Origin of the sequence: Erythrobacter fulvus (genome assembly GCF_028595285.1) — a bacterium.
GTDB classification, from domain to species: domain Bacteria; phylum Pseudomonadota; class Alphaproteobacteria; order Sphingomonadales; family Sphingomonadaceae; genus Erythrobacter; species Erythrobacter fulvus.
In genome coordinates, this window is record NZ_JAQQXQ010000001.1 from 565,886 (window position 1) to 584,443 (window position 18,558).

Sequence of the window (18,558 nt, forward strand, 5' to 3'; positions counted from 1 at the left end):
CCGGCGCAACAGGCCCATCCGATTAGTTGCTGAAGATCAGCAGGACGGCGATAACGAAGGCCAGCAGGCCGAGAAGTTCGGCGGCCGCGAAGCCGATGAACAGGCGGCCCTGCTGGGCGTCGGCGGCACCCGGGTTGCGCAGTGCGCCTTCGAGGAACGAAGCGAACACGTTGCCCACGCCGAGAGCGGCAAGACCAGCGCCGATCGCCGCGAAACCGGCACCCAGAAGAGCTGCAGCAGTAGCGTCCATGGTATTAAACTCCTTGAGAAAAATTCTTTGGTTGGTGAGGGTTGTGTAAAACGTCCCGAAGGACGGCTCAGTGAAGGTTTTCCGCGTCGTTGATGTAGAGCGAGGTCAGCAGCGCGAAAACGTAGGCCTGAATGCCTGCAACCAGGATTTCGAGCGCGCTGATCGCAACCATCAGAATGAAGCTGGGGATGCCAACCGCCGCGCCGAGCACCGGGCCCGCACCGCCGCCGGCGATAACGAAGCTCGCCAGCACTTTGAGCAGTACGTGGCCAGCCATCATCGCGACGAACAGCCGCAGCGCGAGGCTGAAGGGGCGCACCATGAAGGACACGAATTCGATCGGGGCGATGAAAATCGCCATCAGGAACGGCGTATCCTTGGGCACGAACAGCGAGAAGAAGTGCAGCCCGTGCTTGGCGAAGCCGACGATCAGGACGATCGAGAAGCTGAGGATCGCCAGCACCCCGGTGACCGAGAAATGGCTGGTAAAGGTGAAGGCATGCACCCCGGGGATCACGCCGACCGGCACGAGGCCGAGGAGGTTCCCGAACAGGATAAACATGAAAAGGGTAAAGATGTAGGGGACGTACTTGCGCCCGGCCTTGCCGATATTGGCTTCGAGCAGATCGTCGATGAAACCGGTCAAGGTTTCGACAGCCATCTGCCAGCGACCCGGCACCACCTGACGCTTCATGCCGCCGGCGACGAAAACCGTCACCAGAATCGCGGTGATCGCCATCCACAGGGCGGAATTGGTGAATGCGATGTTGAACCCGTCAGCCAGTTGCCAGCCATCGGAGCCCATCAGGGGCTCGATGGTGAACTGCTTCATCGGATCGACCTTGCCTTCTTCGGCTGCCACGATCTGTCGGTCCTTAAATGTTTCACATGAAACACGCCCCTAAAGCAGCCTAAAAGGGGGTCAAAACGGGCGAAATCGCCCCTCAATCCCCGTCAGACGGCTCCCCGGGGCGCGTATTCGCCGCAAGGATGATGCTTCTGAAGGCCGACGCGGTTCCGAGGAACAGACCGACCAACAGGCCCCAGGGCGCGGTCCCGGCCAGCGAATCCACCGCAAAGCCGATAACCAGACCACCGATCACCCCACCGAGAAGGCTGGCCAGAGCGCGGTTACCGCTGCGGTAATTCGCGTCGGTCCCCTGCACCTTCGGCCGGTTGCGCTGTTCTTCACGCTCGCGAGCAGCCTTGAGCCGCGCTTCGAGCGCATCGATCCGCGCATCCTCGACGATGGGTTCTCGGGCGGGTTTCTCGTCGCTCATGCCAATATCCCGAAAGAGGTAGGACAAGGCACGCGCAGCAAGGTGCCCGCCGAGGGCGCCGCCCCCTTAGAAGGGGGGCACATACGTGTCAACATCACGCGGGCCGAGTTTGTGCAGTTGCGAAAAGCTGCGGGATCGACCTAGGGACAGCGCGGGTCGCGGATCGGCGGGGCGCCGGTACGCGTCTGCCAGCTGCCGTCGGGCGCCATGTATTTCTCGCCCGGCACGGTGCGGGCGATCGCCTGACAACCGGCGGTCAGCGCATAGGCTTCGGGCGTCGCCTTGTTTTCAAGCGCTTTTTCGGAATAGATTGCCTTGCGCTTGATATTGATATTGTCGACCAGCCGCTGAAGCGCAGGGTCGGCGTTACCGACGATACCGAGATAGCCGTCGGGCTTTTCGCCCACCTTGCCCGCCGCGCGCGCCGCGGCATAGGCCGGATCGCGCTGGGCCAGCGCCGGGGCGGCCGCCATGCCGATCGCCGCCACGGCGACCAATCCGGCAAAAACTGCGTTGCGCATCTTCATTCCTCCTGGTCGCGAATACATGCTCAGAAAATATCCGCGTTCTCGTCGATCGTGTTGGCCGCATCCTCGGCCAGCCGGTAAATCACTTCCTGCCGGATATTGATGTTGAGCTCGATCACGATCGGCTCGTCGGGTGCGGCGATGTTGATGCATCCGCCCAGACCTGCCGAAAGGATCGCCGCCGCCATCACGCTTCCGGCCGTTCCGTTTCCTCGCCGCCCCATTGGCGCTGCCCCCTGCCTTTTCGATGCAAGGGATGTGGCAGCGCGTTCCGGCGCGGTCAATTGATGGTGCATCATGGCTGGCTTTCGCTTTCAGGAGGTTGAACGGGTGAGGACACCGGATTGGCGCGATTGGCCGGGACGAAGCGGCCGTTTTCGGTCCTCAGCAAGCCGCGATCGACCGGATTGCCGAGGTAATCGACATCCCAGAACGATCTGACCATGGTCGCCAGTTCGTAGAAATTCTCCGACCGGACATTGATCTTGAAGCGGATCGGCAGCTTGGCGATCCGGCGGGTGACGAAGTTCTGGCTGGTGCCTGCGCCCTGCCGCACGCCGTCGAAATCGAAATTGGTGATGATCTCGCCGCCAAGACTGCCGTTGAGACCGACGCTCATCTGGCGGTAATCGAGCGAGCGCAGCGCCGAGAAGGCATAATTGCCCATCGCGCCCAGATCCTCGTAGGTCAGCTCCCCGATATAGGCGACATTGCCCCCGCCCTCGCGGCTGAGCAGCAGGCCGCGTTCGATCCGGCCATTGCCATCAGCGTCGAAGATGATCGGCACGGTTCCGTCGAAAGTCCCGGTGGCGGCAAGATTGGTCAGTTCCATCTGCGCTACGAAGCGCGCGGCATCGAGCCCGATGATCTCAAAGATGTAACGGCGTTCCTCCGGCTTGGAGAAATCCATCATCAGCGGGCGCATCACCAATTCGCCGCCCATGAAAGGAAAGCGCGCGTCCTCCAGCCGCAGCAAGGTTCCATCGCGCAGTGTGAAGCGCACCTTGCCCGCCAGCACCTCGATCCCGGGATTGATCGCGGCGATGGTCAATTCCTGATCGGGTGCGGTGGTGAGGTTGACGAGATCGGTGAACACCACTTGTCCCTCAAGGCCGCGGACCGGACCGAAGGGCGCGGCGAAATCGAAGCCGTTGCTGGCGAACACGCCGCTGCTGGTAATGTCGTCGCCCCGCCAGTCGATCCGGCCCTCGCCCGTGATCGTGCCGTCTGCGAAGACAATCAGATCTTCGGCCAGATAGGACAAATCCTCGGGTTGCATGGCTTTGTCGAACATCAGGCCGGGCACCGACAGGCGCGCTCCGCCCACAGCAGTGGAAAGATCGTGGGTGACGGCCACTTCGGCCACCAGCCGGTCTAACGCGGGATGACGCAGGCTGGCGCGGGCGCGGATTCCCCCGTCGACCAGCGTCAGCGAGGCACCGCGTGCGGCAAGCGGCACGAATCGCGCCGGGCCTTGGGGCGGACGATCGGTCAAAGTGAAGGCCCCGTCCTCGATCTTCAGCACGCCGTCGGCAAAGGACCAGCGCCCTGTCATCGCGGCAAGATCCATCGGCACCGCGTCCATCTGCGCCGTACCGCCGATGAAACCGCCCGCAATCTCGCCCGCTATATTACCGGTGAGGCTGGCCGCGGTCAGCCGGGTTGCGCTTCCGGCCGCGCCGATCCGGGCCGTCACACCGTCGAGCGAGAAAGGCTCGGGATAGCGCAGGACAAGGCTTTCGGCGGCAAGGCTGGCAGGGCTTTCACCCAGCGCGCCATTAAGCGCCAGCGGCCCGCTGCGCGCAGCAAGCGTTAGGCTGTCGCCAAATGCAAGCAACGGCGCATCCCCATCGGGACAAAGCGTGACTTCCTGCCCTTCGAGTGCAAGTCCCGACAGCGCCAGAGAGCGGAACCGCAGCGGTGTGCAGCGTGTGCCCAGAGCCAGCCCGCGTGTGGCCGACCAATTTCCTTCCAGTGGCACTTCCAGCCCGCTCACCATCCCGCCGGGCAAGGCACCGCTCGCCGTGATCAGGCCTTCAAAACGCAACGCCCCGCCGCGATCCTGCCGCAAGGACAGTCGCGGGATCGCCAGCCGGTCATCGCCAACGCGATATTCGGCCATCGCCAGACGCAGCGCCCAGCCGCCGCCCGCCGTTTGCTCCATCCGTCCGTTGAGGCTCGGTAACCCTGCCCCGCCTGCCAGCACGTTGCCGCGCAAACCTGTGAGTGCGCCCTCAATGACCCCCGCGCTGACCTGCGAAAGGGCCAGAACCCGCTCGCCTTCCGCGGTTGAAATCGCGGCTTCCGGGATCGTCAGCGTCATCCCGTCCGGCTTGCTGCGAAGCATCGCCTCGGCGGCGAAATCCGCTCCGGAAAGCGCCCGCGCCAATCCGCCGCGCGCCTTGGCTAGCAGCGGAGCAAGCAATGTGCCGTCGACGCCGCCTGCCGCCTGCAGCAACGGCGTTGCAAGCGAGTCGGCGGCCTCCAGTCCCTGGCCCCGGACACGCCCCTGCCAAGCGCCGCTTACGGCATCGCTCCCGCTCCGCCACGTCCCGTCAGCAGTCAGCTGCGCAACGCGCGCCTGCGGCGCGGCAATCCCTGTCAGCGCAAGATCATGAGCGATCACCAGCCCCTTCTCCGACCAGGTGAGCTTGCCGGTTCCGCCGATCCCTTCTCCGGTCAGCGTGTCGTAGCCAAGGCCACTGCCATCGATGCGGAAATCGCCCTCGGCGCCGGCGAAATCGCGAGCGAGGGTCAAACGGGTGCCGATATTCGCCGCGGCAAGGCTCGTCCCGGCGCAAGCGACCCCGCCCAGCCGCAAAGGCCCGTTCAGCAGCGGCACCCCGCCCGCGGTCGAGAGTTTGCCGTAGAGCGTTGCGGTTTCGGCGCGGCAGTCCTGTGTCCCGATGCCCGGCGCGGTAGCGGCAAGCGTGCCTGCGAACCCGTCGTCCAGCCGCCCCGCCCCATCCAGCTTCACCGCGACTGCGCCGTAATCGCTTTCCACCAGCGCGCGGGCATCGTTCAGCGCGATGTCGATTGCGGGCAGCGCGGGTGGCTGCTCGCCATCCGTGAACACCAGCGGATCGAGTGTGCCGAGGCTCAGCTTGCCCCCTGTATAGCTGCCAAAGATTCGCGCACCGTCGAGCTGCACCCGCCGAACCTCCGGACCCGCCCAGCCGACGCCCAGTTCCACGACCAATCGCCGCGCGGTGAGATCGGGCCGCGCCGGATCGCCAACCACCAGATTTTCGATCACCTGCGTGCGCGGGCCGATGGCGACGATGTCATAGGTGGCGGGGACGCCGTTTTCGGTCAGATAATCGTCGATGAAATCGCCCGCGATCCGATCGCGGTCCAACCACGCAGCACTGCCCGCAGCAAGCGCCAGTACAGCGCTGCCGAGCCCGATTCGGGTGCGCCACCGGCGAGGCCACTGGCGGGCACGCGCAGCTAGCGGAGAAAATTCGTCTTGCGTTTCAGGCACCGCCATTGCTCGTCACCCTTGCGCCCATCGCCGCCCAAAGGCAATGAAAGAGCGGGATCAACTCCTGCCGGGGGTCGCATTGCCGGGAGCTGAAGACGGATTCGATTTTGGCGAGGGGCCGCGCCCCGCTGCCGACGCGGGCAAGAGCGCCGGGGCGGGTCATCGCGCGCGGCTGCGCGAACGACTGCTGACCGGCGGGGCCGAGGCGCTGGCAGATTACGAGGTGCTGGAATACCTGCTGTTCGCCGCCATCCCGCGTGGCGATACCAAACCGATCGCCAAGACGCTGATTGCCCAGTTCGGCAGTCTGGCAGGTGCGCTGAATGCCGATCCCAAGGCGCTGCAGCGGGTCAAGGGCGTGGGCGAAAACAGCGCAGCCTCTCTGAAAGCGGTTGCCCTTGCCGCGCGCCGGATGACCCGCGGGGAAATCGTCAAGAAGCCGGTGCTGGGCAGCTGGCAGGCGCTGATCGACTATCTTACCACCGACATGGCGCATCTGACGGTTGAGCGCGTGCGCATCCTCTATCTCGACACCCGCAACCGCCTGATCGAGGATCACCACCTTGGCGACGGTTCGATTGACGAGGCAGCAATCCACCCGCGCGAGGTGATCCGCCGGGCAATGGATGTGGGCGCGAGTGCGATGATCCTTGTCCACAACCACCCTTCCGGCTCGCCCGAACCCAGCCGCGCCGACATCCAGATCACCCAGCGCATCGCCGAAGCCGGACGGCTGCTGGGGGTGACGGTGCACGATCACGTCATCATCGGACGCGAGGGGCACACCAGCTTGCGGTCGAAAGGCCTTATCTAGCGGCTTGCCTTCGCGCCCCTGCCCGCCTAGCCGCTCGGCGACGTTCGACCCATCACACGGAGCCGCCCGATGGTCCCCCGCTATGCCCGCCCGCAAATGACCGCTCTATGGGAGCCGGAAGCGAAATACCGCATCTGGTTCGAGATCGAGGCGCACGCGACCCAGAAGCTTGCCGATCTCGGCGTCGTGCCGCAGTCTGCGGCCAAGGCATTGTGGGACTGGTGGGCGACGAACCCGAAGATCGACGTCGAAGCGATCGACGCGATCGAGGCGGTGACCAAGCATGACGTCATCGCCTTTCTCGACTGGGTGGCGCGCGAGGTCGGCGAGGAAGCCCGCTTCATGCACCAGGGCATGACCAGCTCCGACGTGCTCGACACCACGCTCTCGGTGCAGCTGGCGCGGGCGAGCGACCTCCTGCTGGAAGACATGGACGCGCTGCTCGCCGCGATCCGCAAGCGGGCGGAGGAGCACAAATATACTCCGACCATCGGCCGCAGCCACGGCATCCATGCCGAGCCGGTGACCTTCGGCCTCAAGCTCGCGCAGGCCTATGCCGAGTTCGACCGCTGCCGCGCGCGGCTGGTGGCGGCGCGTGCGGAAATTGCCACCTGCGCCATTTCCGGCGCGGTGGGCACCTTCGCCAATGTCGATCCGCAGGTCGAGGCCTATGTTGCCGAACAGCTCGGCCTCGCGGTCGAGCCAGTCTCGACCCAGGTTATCCCGCGCGATCGCCACGCGATGTATTTCGCAACACTGGCAGTGATCGCGGGCAGCATTGAGCGCATTGCGGTGGAGATCCGCCACTTGCAGCGTACCGAGGTGCTGGAGGCCGAGGAATATTTCTCGCCCGGCCAGAAGGGGTCGAGCGCCATGCCGCACAAGCGCAACCCGATCCTCACCGAAAACCTCACCGGACAAGCACGCATGATCCGCGCCTATGCCCTGCCCGCGCTGGAGAATGTCGCGCTGTGGCACGAGCGCGACATCTCGCACTCATCGGTCGAGCGTTTCATCGGCCCCGACGCCACCATCACGCTCGACTTCGCCCTCGCGCGGCTGACCGGCGTGGTCGACAAGCTGCTGGTCTATCCCGAACGGATGGAGAAGAACCTCAACCGTATGGGCGGGCTTATCCACTCGCAGCGCGTGCTGCTGGCGCTGACCCAGGCCGGTCTCACCCGCGACGATGCCTATCGGCTGGTACAGAGGAACGCGATGAAGGTGTGGGAATCGGACGGTGCGCTGTCGCTGCTTGAACTGCTAAAGGCCGATCCCGACGTCACCGCAGCACTGTCGCCTGCGGAGCTCGAGGAGAAATTCGACCTCGGCTACCATTTCAAGCACGTCGACACGATCTTCGCGCGGGTGTTCGGTTGACGCGGGCGATGCTGGACAAGGACGGCAAATCGCCTAGGCTCGGCCATTCAACGCGCTATCGGGAGGAACGCGGCTCGTGAAGATCCTTCGCACCATGATCTGGGCCATCGCGGCTTTGGCGTTCCTGATCTTCGCGATCTACAACTGGAAACCTGTGGAGGTGACGCTGTGGCAGAACCTCGTGATGGAAACCAAACTGCCGGTGCTGGCGCTGCTTGCCTTCGCGCTCGGGTTTCTGCCGCTGTGGACATACCACCTCAGCGTGAAGTGGGGACTTAACCGCCGCGTGAAGGCGCTGGAAAACTCGCTCAAAACCACCGCACTGGCGCGCCACCATGAACCGCAGGCAAGTGCCGCTCCCGTGAACACCCCTGTGGATAAGGCCGGGACAAAAGCGGGAGAATCCCCGGATCTCCTATCGCCCGCCGATGGAGGCGCGAAGTGAGCAACCCGGTCTATCTCGCGCTCGACGTGCCGCAGCTCGATGCGGCAAAGGCACTGGTCAGCAAGGTCAAGGCGCATATCGGCGGGGTCAAGCTGGGCCTTGAATTCTTCTGTGCCCACGGCGCGCACGGGGTGCACGAGATCGCGCATCTGGGACTGCCGATCTTCCTCGACCTCAAGTTCCACGACATCCCCAACACCGTCGCCGCAGCGATGCAGGCGATTCATGTCTATCAGCCCGCGATTGTCACCGTCCACGCCAGCGGCGGGCGCGCGATGATGGAGGATGCCAAGGCCGCTGCGGCCGAGGGCTGCAAGGTGGTGGCGGTAACGATGCTCACCAGCCTCGACGCAAACGACCTGACCGCCACCGGTGTTTATGGCAGTGCCGAAACGCAAGTAATGCGGCTGGCGGAGCTTGCCCATGCGGCGGGCCTCGACGGGATCGTGTGTTCGGGACAGGAAGTCGGCATGGTGCGCAAGGCATGGCGCGACGGCTACTTCGTTGTCCCCGGCCTGCGCCCGGCCGGAAACGGCACCGGTGACCAGAAGCGCGTCGTCACCCCGCGTCAGGCACGCGACAACGGGGCGAGCGTGCTGGTGATTGGCCGTCCGATCAGCCGCGCCGAAGACCCTGAAGCGGCAGCCCGCGCGATCGAGGCGACGCTTTGATCGCAGTTACGACGGCGTCCATCGCGGATGCCCCTGCTCTAAAGGCTCTGCTCGAAGCCGCCTATCGCGGCGATTCGGCGCGTCAGGGGTGGAATCACGAGGCGGACATTCTCGATGATGAACGCATCGCACCGGGCGAGCTTGAAGCGCTGCTGGCCAATCCTGCGGTCACGATCCTGACAGCGCGCGACGGCGACACGCTGATCGGCTGTGTCGCGGTGACCCGCAAGGATGCAAGCCTCGCCTATCTCGGGATGCTCTGCGTCGAGCCGACCCTGCAATCGGCGGGCGTCGGTCGGCAATTGCTCAACGCAGCGGAAGATCATGCCCGCGCCCACGGCATCGCAGCGATGGAGATGACCGTGATCGACAGCCGCGATACGTTGATCGCGTGGTACGAACGGCGCGGCTATGCGCGCACTGGCGAAACCCGCCCCTTCCCCGTCCCCCGCGATCCGCCAATCACCTTCGCGGTGCTGGAAAAGCCGCTCTCCCCCGCGTAAGGCGGCGCACATGGCTGGCACCCTCGTCAAGATCTGCGGGATATCGACGCCCCAAACCCTCGCCGCAGCCGTGCAGGCCGGGGCAAGCCATGTCGGCTTCGTGCATTTCCCCAAGAGCCCGCGTCACCTTTCGCTGGCGGATGCGGCAGGGCTGCGGGCGTTAGTGCCAGCGCAAGTCAAGGCGGTGCTGCTGCTGGTGAACCCTTCGCCCGATGTGCTGGCCGATGCGGTGCGCGAGGTGCACCCGGACGTGGTTCAGTTCCATGGAAGCGAGACACCCGACGCTCTTGCCCGCTTTCGCGCCGACACCGGCCTTGAAGCATGGCGCGCGCTGGCGGTGAGGGACGCTGCCAGCCTTGCCGATGCTGGGACCTTCCGCGGGGCGGCCGACCGCGTGCTGCTCGACGCGCCAGCCTCTGCACTGCCCGGCGGTAACGGCACGCGCTTCGACTGGAGCCTGCTCTCCGGATGGGACGCACCGCTTGCCTGGGGCCTCGCCGGAGGGCTGACCCCCGCGAACGTTGCCGAGGCGATCCGGCTGACGGGCGCGCCGCTGGTGGATACATCTTCGGGGCTCGAGCGTTCCCCCGGTATCAAGGACGTGGACAAGATCGCGGCCTTCTGCAAAGCGACCCGGATATGAACACACCTCTCAATTCCTTCCGCAACCTTCCGGACGAGCGCGGCCATTTCGGCCAGTTCGGCGGACGCTATGTCGCCGAGACGCTGATGCCGCTAGTGCTCGATCTCGAGCGCGAATACCGCGCAGCGCAGGCTGACCCCGCGTTTCAGGCGGAGTTCGACGATCTGCTGGAGCATTACGTCGGTCGTCCCTCGCCGCTCTATTTCGCCCCGCGCCTCACAGAAGAACTCGGCGGCGCGCAGGTGTGGTTCAAGCGCGACGAGCTCAACCACACCGGCGCGCACAAGATCAACAATTGCATCGGCCAGATCCTGCTCGCGATCCGCATGGGCAAGACCCGCATCATCGCCGAGACCGGCGCGGGCCAGCACGGGGTGGCGACGGCGACGGTCTGCGCGCGCTTCGGCCTGCCTTGCGTGATCTACATGGGCGCCGAGGACGTGAAGCGGCAGTCGCCCAACGTGTTCCGCATGAAGCTCTTGGGCGCGGAAGTCGTCCCCGTCACCAGCGGCGGGGCGACGCTGAAGGACGCGATGAACGAAGGCCTGCGCGACTGGGTCGCAAACGTCCACGACACCTTCTACATCATCGGCACCGCAGCCGGCCCTCACCCCTACCCCGAGATGGTGCGCAACTTCCAGAGCGTGATCGGCAAGGAAGCCCGCGCGCAGATGCTTGACCGCACCGGACGCCTGCCCGACCTGCTGGTCGCGGCAATCGGCGGCGGGTCGAACGCGCTGGGGCTGTTCCATCCCTTCCTCGATGATCCCACCGTGAAGATGCTCGGCGTCGAAGCGGCGGGCCACGGCCTCGATGGTGACGAACACGCCGCGAGCCTGCTGGGCGGCACCCCCGGCGTGCTCCACGGCAACCGCACCTATCTGTTGCAGGACGAGGATGGCCAGATCACCGAGGGCCACTCGATCAGCGCCGGCCTCGATTACCCCGGCATCGGCCCAGAGCACGCGTGGCTCAAGGAAAGCGGCCGCGTCGATTACACCGCCGTCACCGACGAGGAGGCGCTGGACGCCTTCCAACTGCTGTGTGCGACCGAGGGGATCATCCCTGCGCTGGAGCCCTCGCACGCCATCGCGGCGGTGAAGAAGGTCGCGCCGACGATGCCCAAGGACAGCATCATCCTCGCCAACCTGTGCGGGCGCGGGGACAAGGACATCTTCACCGTCGCGGAGCGTCTGGGGGTCGAGCTGTGAGCCGGTTCGCTGCGGCTTTCGGAAAGTCGGCACCCGCGCTCGTCTGCTTCATCACCGCGGGCGATGGCGACACTGCGGCCAATCTCGATGCGCTGGTGGAAGCCGGGGCGGATGTGATCGAGCTCGGCATGCCCTTCACCGATCCGATGGCCGATGGCCCCGCGATTCAAGCGGCAAATCTGCGCTCGCTCGGCGCAGGCACGACGACGCATGATGTGTTCAAAATCGCTTTCGAGTTCCGCGAGCGCCACAAGGATGTGCCGCTGGTCCTGATGGGCTACGCCAACCCTATGGTGCGCCGCGGCCCGGAGTGGTTTGGCAGCCAATGTGCCGCAGCGGGTGTCGATGGTGTCATCTGCGTCGATATTCCCCCCGAGGAAGACGATGCCTTGGGTCCGACTTTGCGCGAGTTCGGAGTTGCCCCGATCCGACTTGCCACCCCCACCACCGATGCAGCGCGTCTGCCGCAGGTGCTCGCTGGCTCGGAAGGGTTCCTCTACTACGTCTCGGTCGCCGGGATCACCGGCAAGCAGCAGGCGCAGATCGAGAGCATCGAGGCCAATGTCGCGCGCATCAAGCAGTCCAGCGACCTCCCCGTCGCGGTCGGCTTCGGCGTGCGCACGCCTGAACAGGCGGCAGCCATCGCTAAGGTCGCCGACGGCGTCGTTGTCGGCTCGGCACTCGTTGAAATCTGCGGCGAGTATGGCGCCGAGGCTCCGGCCAAGCTAAGGGAGCTGACTTCGGCTCTCGCACAGGCGGTGCACACCGCCCGACAGGACTAAAGCAATGAACTGGTTCACCCGCGTCCGCAATTCGCTCGGCTTTGCCCAAGAGAAGAAGACCACGGAGAAGGATCTGTGGATCAAGTGCCCGTCGTGTCAGGAAATGCTGTTCGTGCAGGAATACGAGGCGAACCTTTCGGTCTGCCCGAAATGCGAGCATCATGGCCGCATCGGGGCCGACGCGCGGCTGGCGCTGCTGCTCGATCCGGGCTTCGAGGTGCTGCCCCTGCCCAAGGTCACCGAAGACCCGTTGCAGTTCAAGGACACAAAGAAATACACTGATCGTCTGAAGGCTGCACGCGCCGCGAACCCGCATGAAGATGCCTTCGTGGTCGGCTCGGGCACTATTGCGAACCGCCCCGCGGTGGTCGGCGTGCAGGATTTCAGCTTCATGGGCGGATCGATGGGCATGGCCGTGGGTCAGGCTTTCTGCGAGGGCGCGCAGAAGGCGCTGGATCGCGGTTGCGCCTATGTCGTGGTGACCGCCGCTGGCGGTGCGCGCATGCAGGAGGGCATTCTGTCCCTCATGCAGATGCCGCGCGCGACGGTGATGACCCGCCGCCTCAAGCAGGCGGGCCTCCCCTATATCGTCGTGCTGACCGACCCCACCACCGGCGGGGTGACGGCGAGCTATGCCATGCTCGGCGACATCCACATTGCCGAGCCGGGCGCGCTCATCGGCTTCGCAGGCCAGCGCGTAATTCAGGACACGATCCGCGAACAGCTGCCCGAAGGCTTCCAGCGCGCCGAGTACCTGCACAAGCACGGCATGGTCGACATGGTGGTGCCGCGCCGCGAGCTGAAGGCGACGCTGGCGACGGTGCTCGACTATCTGCAACCCGTGAAGGCGGCGTAACCCGCAACTTGCCGTGAAGCCGCTCGATTTCGGCCGGTCGGACGACCCACGCGTTCAGGCGCAGCTTGACCGGCTGAGCGCCCTGAGTGTTCCACAGGGGCGGCTCGGCCTCGACACCATCCGCACGCTGCTTGATCGGCTTGGCAACCCGCACCGCAAGCTGCCGCCGGTATTTCATGTCGCGGGCACCAACGGCAAGGGTTCGACCTGCGCCTTCCTGCGCGCGATGCTGGAGGCTGAAGGTTACAAGGTCCACGTCACCACCTCGCCCCATCTGGTGCGTTATAACGAGCGCATCCGCCTCGCAGGCGAGCTGATCTCCGACGCGGAACTGGCCGCCGTGCTGGCCGAGGTGCTCGATGCGGGTGAAGACCTTGGCCCGAGTTTCTTCGAAGTCACCATCGCCGCCGCCTTCCTTGCCTTCTCGCGAACCCCGGCAGACGCCTGTGTGGTCGAAGTCGGCATGGGCGGGCGTTTCGATGCGACCAACGTGCTGGAGCCCGAGGCCCTCGCTGCCTGCGGGATCGCCGCGCTCGGCCTCGATCACGAACGCTTCCTGCTCGCGCCGGAAGAGGGCGTGCCGCAAGAGCCGATGGCGCGTATCGCTTTCGAGAAGGCCGGGATCGCCAAGAAGAACGTGCCGCTGCTCAGCCTCGCCCATACCCCGCTCGAACGGGGCGCGATCAGCGCGCAGGCCGGGCGTGCGGAGACTGCAGCCCTGTTTGAAGGAACGGCCTACCGCATCGAAACCAGCGGCGATCGGCTTACCTATCGTGACGACAAAGGCATACTCGACTTGCCCCCGCCGGCCCTGCCCGGCGCGCACCAGATCGCCAATGCCGGGCTTGCCATCGCCATGCTGCGCCATCAATCGGCGCTGGCAATTACTCAGGCAGGGGTTGCGGCAGGTTTGCGGCAGGCCCGCTGGCCTGCGCGGATGCAGCGCCTCTCACCCGGCCCACTCGCGGGAGGTCGCGAGGTCTGGCTCGATGGCGGTCACAATCCGCAGGCGGGTGCGATGCTGGGCGCGCATTTTGCAGGCCAGCGTCTGCATCTGATCATCGGGATGATCGATGGGAAGGATCCGGCGGCGCTGATTGGACCGCTCGGCCCGGCTCTGGCCAGCATCACCGCCGTACCGGTGCCAGGGCACGATTGGCACCCCGCAAGTGCATTCGGCCTAAAGGCTAGCCCCGCATCCGATGTGCAGGCCGCGGTGGCAATAATTCCGGACGACGGTTTGCCGGTACTGATCGCCGGCTCGCTCTACCTCGCGGGCGAGGTGCTGCGATTGAACGACGAACTGCCGGACTAGATCTCCGGCTCCGGCGGCGGCGCGTTTTCCTCCCGGCCCGATTTTGCCTGCCGCATCCACTCGATCACGCACAGCACCACCGCGAACCCGCCGATCGCGGTGGTCAGCAGGAACACGTCGTAATAGCCGCGCTCCTCGATCATCTGGCCCAGCGCCGGTCGACCCAGCGTTCCCACCAGCATCGTCAGCGAGGACAGCAGCGCATATTGCACCGCGCTATACCCCTTGGCGACCACGCTGGAGAGGTAGGCGACAAACGCCGCTCCCGCGATGCCGACCGCGATGTTCTCCATCCCGATGGTCAGCATCAAACGCGCCATGCGATCATCCGCGCCGAACAGTCCGGCAAGCCAGGTGAAGCCGATGATGTCGCTCGCTGCCTGCATGCGCGCGCCGCCAATGGCGAGATCGGCATAGAGCAGGTTGGTCAGCGCCGCGATCACCGCGCCCAGCGTCAGCGTGGTCATGCGGCCGATAACCGTCAGCAGCGTACCGCCGAGCGCCAGCCCCACCAGCAGAGCGCCGACCCCGAAAAACTTGGAGGCAATCGCCACCTCGTCCTTGGTATATTGCAGCTCGCCCAGATAGAACGGGTAGGCGAAACTGCCCCAGATCGCGTCGGTAATGCGGTAGGACAGCACCAGCGCGATCACCAGCACCGCTGCCCATTTCAGCCGCCCGATGATCTCCGCCAGCGGCAGGATCAGCGCGCGGTAGCCATGATCGAGCGCGAGATCGAGCGCGCCGGACGACGGCACCGCCTCGCGCACAACATGCCGCCCCTGCTTGCGCATGCTTTCCAGCCAACCGGCGATCAGCCCGGGAATAACCACGGTGGCAATCACAACTAGCGGTCCCATGGTGCTGACGAACTCGGTGGAATCGGGCCGCGTTTCGGGGGTCGCAGTGAGCGAGCGGACCATGAACACCACCACCGTCACGAGCGCCCAGCCCCACAACACTGCCACCGCACCCAGCGCCCAGGCACGAATGCGCGGTTCGATCTGGCCGGGCTGGCGCAGGGTCTGAAGGTTGGCGCGCTCGCTCTCCAGCGCAGCGGCGCTGCGTTCGGCATCCGGCGCGAACAGGCCGAGGAAGCCGACAAACAGCAATATCCCGCCCATGCTCGCATAGACCGTCGGCCAGCCCAGCCGCTCGGCCATGAACAGCGCCAGCGCTCCGCCCACCAGCGCGGCGACGCGGTAGCCCATCTGGAACACGGTCGAGAGGATGTCGATCGTCGCCACCTCATCCGCAACATCGACGCGCCAGGCATCAATCACCACATCCTGCGTGGCGCTGGCGAAGGCGCCGATCCCCGCGAGCAGCGAGAATAGGCCAAGCGAAGTCAGCGGGTTGAGCAGCGACAGGATCACCAGAATCGCCCCGAGCAGCAATTGCGCGGTGACGATCCACTGCTTTCGCTTCCCCAGCCGCCGCATCCCCGGCAGGTCGATCCGGTCAAGTGCAGGCGACCACAGGAATTTGAAGGCATAGGCAAGGCCGACCAGCGAGAACACACCCATCGTCTCGACATCGACCTCGGCCTCGGTCAGCCACGCATAGAGCGTGCCCAGCAGCAAGGCATAAGGCAGCCCGCTCGCAAAGCCGAACAACAGCACATAGCCGGTCTTGGGATGGCGCAGCGATGCCATCAGCTTCAGCCAGCGCGACAGGCGCGTTCGGTGTTCGGGGGCGGCGTCTGCCATCGATGATCCCATTCTGGTGGCGCGGAGATTTGCTCCGGCCCGGTTTCATGCCACACTAGGCGCGGATGAGAGGATGAGAAAAGAGCGATGAACGCCGCAACAACAGATATGCCCACTTTGCGCCCTACCCCCGGCCAGTTGGCCTTGGCCGAGGCAATCCGTGAAGGCCGGGCCAAGGTCGCAGGCAGCGTGCAGACGGTGCCCGCCTCGAATTACACCTGCCCCGATCACTTCGCGCGCGAGAAGGCGGCGCTGTTCGATCGCCTGCCGCAGGTGATCGCGCCGTCCGCGCTGCTTCCGGAACCCGGCATGGCGGTGCCGCACGATGCCACCGGACGCCCGCTGCTTATCACCCGCGACAATGACGGTCGCGCGCATGTCTTCCTCAATGTCTGCCGCCACCGCGGCACGCGGTTGGTCGAAGGGAACGAGGTGCAATGCACCAAGCGGCTCGTCTGCCCCTACCATGCATGGACCTACCGACTCGATGGCGGGCTGATGGCTCTGCCCCGGCCAGAGACTTTTCCGGGTCTGGACAAGGCGGATTACGGCCTCGTCGAACTGCCCACTTTCGAGGCAGGCGGGCTGATATGGTTCGCGCGGAAGGATGGTGCCGATTTCGGTGATGCCGAAAAATTGGGCAGCGATCTCGATGCATTCGGCTTACCGCAAGCGCATCTGTTCCGGCGCAAGCTGCATACCGTGCGCGGCAACTGGAAGCTGATCATGGACGCCTTCCTTGAAAGCTACCACGTCACCCGGCTGCACGCCGCCACCATCGGCCCGTTCTTCAAGGACGGGATCACTGCGGGCGACCAGATCGGGCCGCACCAGCGCTCTGCCGTGGGGCGGCTGGAGGAGATGGAGAGGGTAGACCTCACCGATATGGCCGCACTGCGCCGTGTCGTCACGTTCGCCTACCAGCTGCTTCCTGCCACGATCATCGTGCCCAGCCCCGATTACGTGAACGTGATGGTGCTTATGCCGCAGGCACACGACCTGACGCTGGTCGAGGATTTCATGCTCATTCCCGAAGCCCCCGCCACCGACAAGGCGCGCGATCACTGGGAACGCAGCTGGAAACTGCTCGATGGCGGCGTATTCGCATCGGAGGATTTCCGCGCCGCCGAACTGGGCCAGCAGGGGCTTTCCTCGGGCGCGGTCACCCATGTTACGCTAGGCACGCTTGAAGGCGGAATCGCGCGCTTTGACCAGATCGTGAGCGAGGCCCTGAGGGAAGCGAACTAAGCCCGCCCCATTGCTAAGGCGCGGGCAGGAACCTAAGGGCGGGATCATGCCCACCCAGCCTCCCCGCTCCGAAAGCCGTCCCGAGGGCGACCGTATCGCCAAGCTGCTCGCCCGCGCCGGCGTCGCCAGCCGCCGCGAGGTCGAGCGGATGATTGCCGAAGGGCGCGTCGCGCTCGATGGCAAGGTGCTGGAAACCCCGGCCACGATCCTGCCCGACCTGAAGGGCGTAACGGTCGATGGCAAACCCGTGACCGCAGCCGAACCGACCCGGCTGTTCGCCTTCCACAAGCCCGCCGGCCTGATCACGGCCGAGCGCGATCCGGCGGGCCGGCCGACGATCTACACCGCGCTGCGCAACGCCCTGCCGAAAAATGCCGGACGGGTCATGCCGGTCGGGCGGCTCGACCTCAACACCGAGGGCCTGCTGCTGCTCACCAATGACGGCGAGGTGAAGCGCAAGCTCGAACTGCCCGCCAGCGGCATTCCGCGCACCTATCGCGCGCGCGCATTCGGCGAAGTGGCGCAAAGCCAGCTCGAAGACCTGATCGAAGGCGTGGAGATTGACGGCGTGCGCTATGGCTCGATCGATGCAAATCTCGAACGCAGCTCGGGCCGCAACCTGTGGATCGAAATGACCATCACCGAAGGCAAGAACCGCGAGGTTCGGCGCGTGCTCGAACATCTTGGTCTGAAGGTGAACCGCCTGATCCGCGTCGGCTATGGCCCCTTCAACCTCGGCGATCTGCCGCGCGGACAGGCGGTGGAATTGCGGGGCAAGCCGGTCGAACGCTTTCTTGCCGATCTGGCCAAGGGTAACGCTGGCGGCGGGCCGAGGAGGCCGCGCAAGTGAGGATCGTTGCGGGCGAATGGCGCGGGCGCAAGCTGGTCGCGCCCAAGGGCGACGCCACACGCCCGACTGCCGACCGCGCGCGAGAAACGCTGTTTGCCATGCTCACCAGCCGGCTGGGCAGTTTCGAGGGATTGCAGGTCGCGGACCTGTTTGCAGGCTCGGGCGCGCTTGGGCTGGAGGCATTGTCGCGCGGGGCGGCGCACTGCCTGTTCGTCGAACAGGATCGCGGGGCGCTCGATGCGATCCGCAGCAATATCGCCGCGCTTGGCGCACAAACCCGTTCGCGGGTCGAGGCCGGATCGGTAATGGGCTTGCGGGCAGCGAATGCGCCGCTCGACCTGATCCTTGCCGATCCGCCCTATCACTCGGGCGCGGGCGAAGTCGCGCTCGACCGGCTGCTGCGGCTCGGCTGGATCGGGCCGCAAACCTGGATCGCGCTGGAAACGGCTTTCAACGAGGATGTTGCGATCAAGGGCCTGGAAACCGACACGACGCGCAAGGTCGGCAAGGGCAAGCTGCACCTCATGCGCCTCGCCGCGCCGGAAAGCTGAGACGCGCGGTCGACAAGCGCGTCCAAGCGGCTTGCCCGC

At 65.4% G+C, this 18,558-nt stretch carries 20 protein-coding genes; 13 read left to right on the forward strand and 7 right to left on the reverse strand.

Going from position 1 to position 18,558, the window contains the following annotated elements; genetic code table 11:
- Window positions 1-22 precede the first annotated feature (22 nt).
- The 6 genes from OIK40_RS02760 to OIK40_RS02785 all read right to left on the reverse strand — a co-directional run bounded on the left by OIK40_RS02760 (window position 23) and on the right by OIK40_RS02785 (window position 5,547).
- On the reverse strand, window positions 23-250 hold the full coding sequence (locus OIK40_RS02760; RefSeq protein WP_273675991.1) for a F0F1 ATP synthase subunit C: 228 nt from the start codon (window positions 248-250) through the stop codon (window positions 23-25).
- A gap of 67 nt (window positions 251-317) precedes the next feature.
- A complete protein-coding gene (locus OIK40_RS02765; protein WP_273675992.1) occupies window positions 318-1,112 on the reverse strand; it encodes a F0F1 ATP synthase subunit A in 795 nt (264 codons plus the stop codon).
- An 82-nt stretch (window positions 1,113-1,194) separates the two neighbouring features.
- Entirely contained in the window at window positions 1,195-1,530 is a 336-nt protein-coding gene (locus OIK40_RS02770) for an AtpZ/AtpI family protein (RefSeq protein ID WP_273675994.1), read from the reverse strand.
- Between the two features lie 140 nt (window positions 1,531-1,670).
- On the reverse strand, window positions 1,671-2,051 hold the full coding sequence (locus OIK40_RS02775; protein WP_273675996.1) for a YdbL family probable chaperone protein: 381 nt from the start codon (window positions 2,049-2,051) through the stop codon (window positions 1,671-1,673).
- 29 nt (window positions 2,052-2,080) lie between these two features.
- Entirely contained in the window at window positions 2,081-2,281 is a 201-nt protein-coding gene (locus OIK40_RS02780; RefSeq protein WP_273675997.1) for a YnbE family lipoprotein, read from the reverse strand.
- Window positions 2,282-2,352: 71 nt separating this feature from the next.
- On the reverse strand, window positions 2,353-5,547 hold the full coding sequence (locus OIK40_RS02785) for an intermembrane phospholipid transport protein YdbH family protein (RefSeq protein WP_273675999.1): 3,195 nt from the start codon (window positions 5,545-5,547) through the stop codon (window positions 2,353-2,355).
- Window positions 5,548-5,620: 73 nt separating this feature from the next.
- Between OIK40_RS02785 and radC the strand changes: the two genes are divergently transcribed.
- The 10 genes from radC (at window position 5,621) to OIK40_RS02835 (ending at window position 14,161) form a co-directional block, all read left to right on the forward strand.
- Window positions 5,621-6,355 (forward strand): RadC family protein, encoded by a 735-nt coding sequence (gene radC / locus OIK40_RS02790; protein ID WP_273676001.1) that lies wholly within the window; start codon window positions 5,621-5,623, stop codon window positions 6,353-6,355.
- Between the two features lie 69 nt (window positions 6,356-6,424).
- Entirely contained in the window at window positions 6,425-7,735 is a 1,311-nt protein-coding gene (purB, locus tag OIK40_RS02795) for an adenylosuccinate lyase (protein WP_273676003.1), read from the forward strand.
- Window positions 7,736-7,811: 76 nt separating this feature from the next.
- Window positions 7,812-8,180 (forward strand): LapA family protein, encoded by a 369-nt coding sequence (locus OIK40_RS02800; RefSeq protein WP_273676005.1) that lies wholly within the window; start codon window positions 7,812-7,814, stop codon window positions 8,178-8,180.
- A complete protein-coding gene (gene pyrF, locus OIK40_RS02805; RefSeq protein WP_273676007.1) occupies window positions 8,177-8,851 on the forward strand; it encodes an orotidine-5'-phosphate decarboxylase in 675 nt (224 codons plus the stop codon). The genes OIK40_RS02800 and pyrF overlap by 4 nt, the downstream gene beginning before the upstream one ends.
- Window positions 8,848-9,354: a GNAT family N-acetyltransferase gene (locus tag OIK40_RS02810; protein ID WP_273676009.1), complete on the forward strand. Its 507-nt coding sequence runs from the start codon at window positions 8,848-8,850 to the stop codon at window positions 9,352-9,354. The genes pyrF and OIK40_RS02810 overlap by 4 nt, the downstream gene beginning before the upstream one ends.
- 10 nt (window positions 9,355-9,364) lie before the next feature.
- Complete coding sequence (locus tag OIK40_RS02815) at window positions 9,365-9,997, forward strand: phosphoribosylanthranilate isomerase (RefSeq protein ID WP_273676011.1); 633 nt, start codon at window positions 9,365-9,367, stop codon at window positions 9,995-9,997.
- A complete protein-coding gene (gene trpB / locus OIK40_RS02820; RefSeq protein WP_273676013.1) occupies window positions 9,994-11,208 on the forward strand; it encodes a tryptophan synthase subunit beta in 1,215 nt (404 codons plus the stop codon). Before OIK40_RS02815 ends, trpB begins: the two co-directional genes overlap by 4 nt.
- Complete coding sequence (trpA, locus tag OIK40_RS02825; RefSeq protein WP_273676014.1) at window positions 11,205-11,990, forward strand: tryptophan synthase subunit alpha; 786 nt, start codon at window positions 11,205-11,207, stop codon at window positions 11,988-11,990. The genes trpB and trpA overlap by 4 nt, the downstream gene beginning before the upstream one ends.
- A 4-nt stretch (window positions 11,991-11,994) precedes the next feature.
- Window positions 11,995-12,846 (forward strand): acetyl-CoA carboxylase, carboxyltransferase subunit beta, encoded by an 852-nt coding sequence (gene accD, locus OIK40_RS02830; protein ID WP_273676016.1) that lies wholly within the window; start codon window positions 11,995-11,997, stop codon window positions 12,844-12,846.
- A 13-nt stretch (window positions 12,847-12,859) separates the two neighbouring features.
- Window positions 12,860-14,161, forward strand: a complete 1,302-nt coding sequence (locus OIK40_RS02835) for a bifunctional folylpolyglutamate synthase/dihydrofolate synthase (RefSeq protein WP_273676018.1) — start codon at window positions 12,860-12,862, stop codon at window positions 14,159-14,161.
- Here OIK40_RS02835 and OIK40_RS02840 read toward each other — a convergent pair.
- Window positions 14,158-15,870 (reverse strand): AmpG family muropeptide MFS transporter, encoded by a 1,713-nt coding sequence (locus OIK40_RS02840; protein WP_273676020.1) that lies wholly within the window; start codon window positions 15,868-15,870, stop codon window positions 14,158-14,160. The two genes, OIK40_RS02835 and OIK40_RS02840, sit on opposite strands and share 4 nt — an antisense overlap.
- An 87-nt stretch (window positions 15,871-15,957) precedes the next feature.
- On the opposite strand from OIK40_RS02840, the gene OIK40_RS02845 reads away from it, so the two are divergent.
- The 3 genes from OIK40_RS02845 to rsmD are packed head-to-tail and all read left to right on the forward strand — an operon-like array spanning window position 15,958 to window position 18,519.
- Window positions 15,958-17,118, forward strand: a complete 1,161-nt coding sequence (locus OIK40_RS02845) for an aromatic ring-hydroxylating oxygenase subunit alpha (RefSeq protein WP_273676021.1) — start codon at window positions 15,958-15,960, stop codon at window positions 17,116-17,118.
- A gap of 46 nt (window positions 17,119-17,164) precedes the next feature.
- Window positions 17,165-17,968 (forward strand): pseudouridine synthase, encoded by an 804-nt coding sequence (locus OIK40_RS02850; protein WP_273676022.1) that lies wholly within the window; start codon window positions 17,165-17,167, stop codon window positions 17,966-17,968.
- A complete protein-coding gene (gene rsmD / locus OIK40_RS02855) occupies window positions 17,965-18,519 on the forward strand; it encodes a 16S rRNA (guanine(966)-N(2))-methyltransferase RsmD (protein ID WP_273676023.1) in 555 nt (184 codons plus the stop codon). Before OIK40_RS02850 ends, rsmD begins: the two co-directional genes overlap by 4 nt.
- Window positions 18,520-18,558 lie beyond the last annotated feature (39 nt).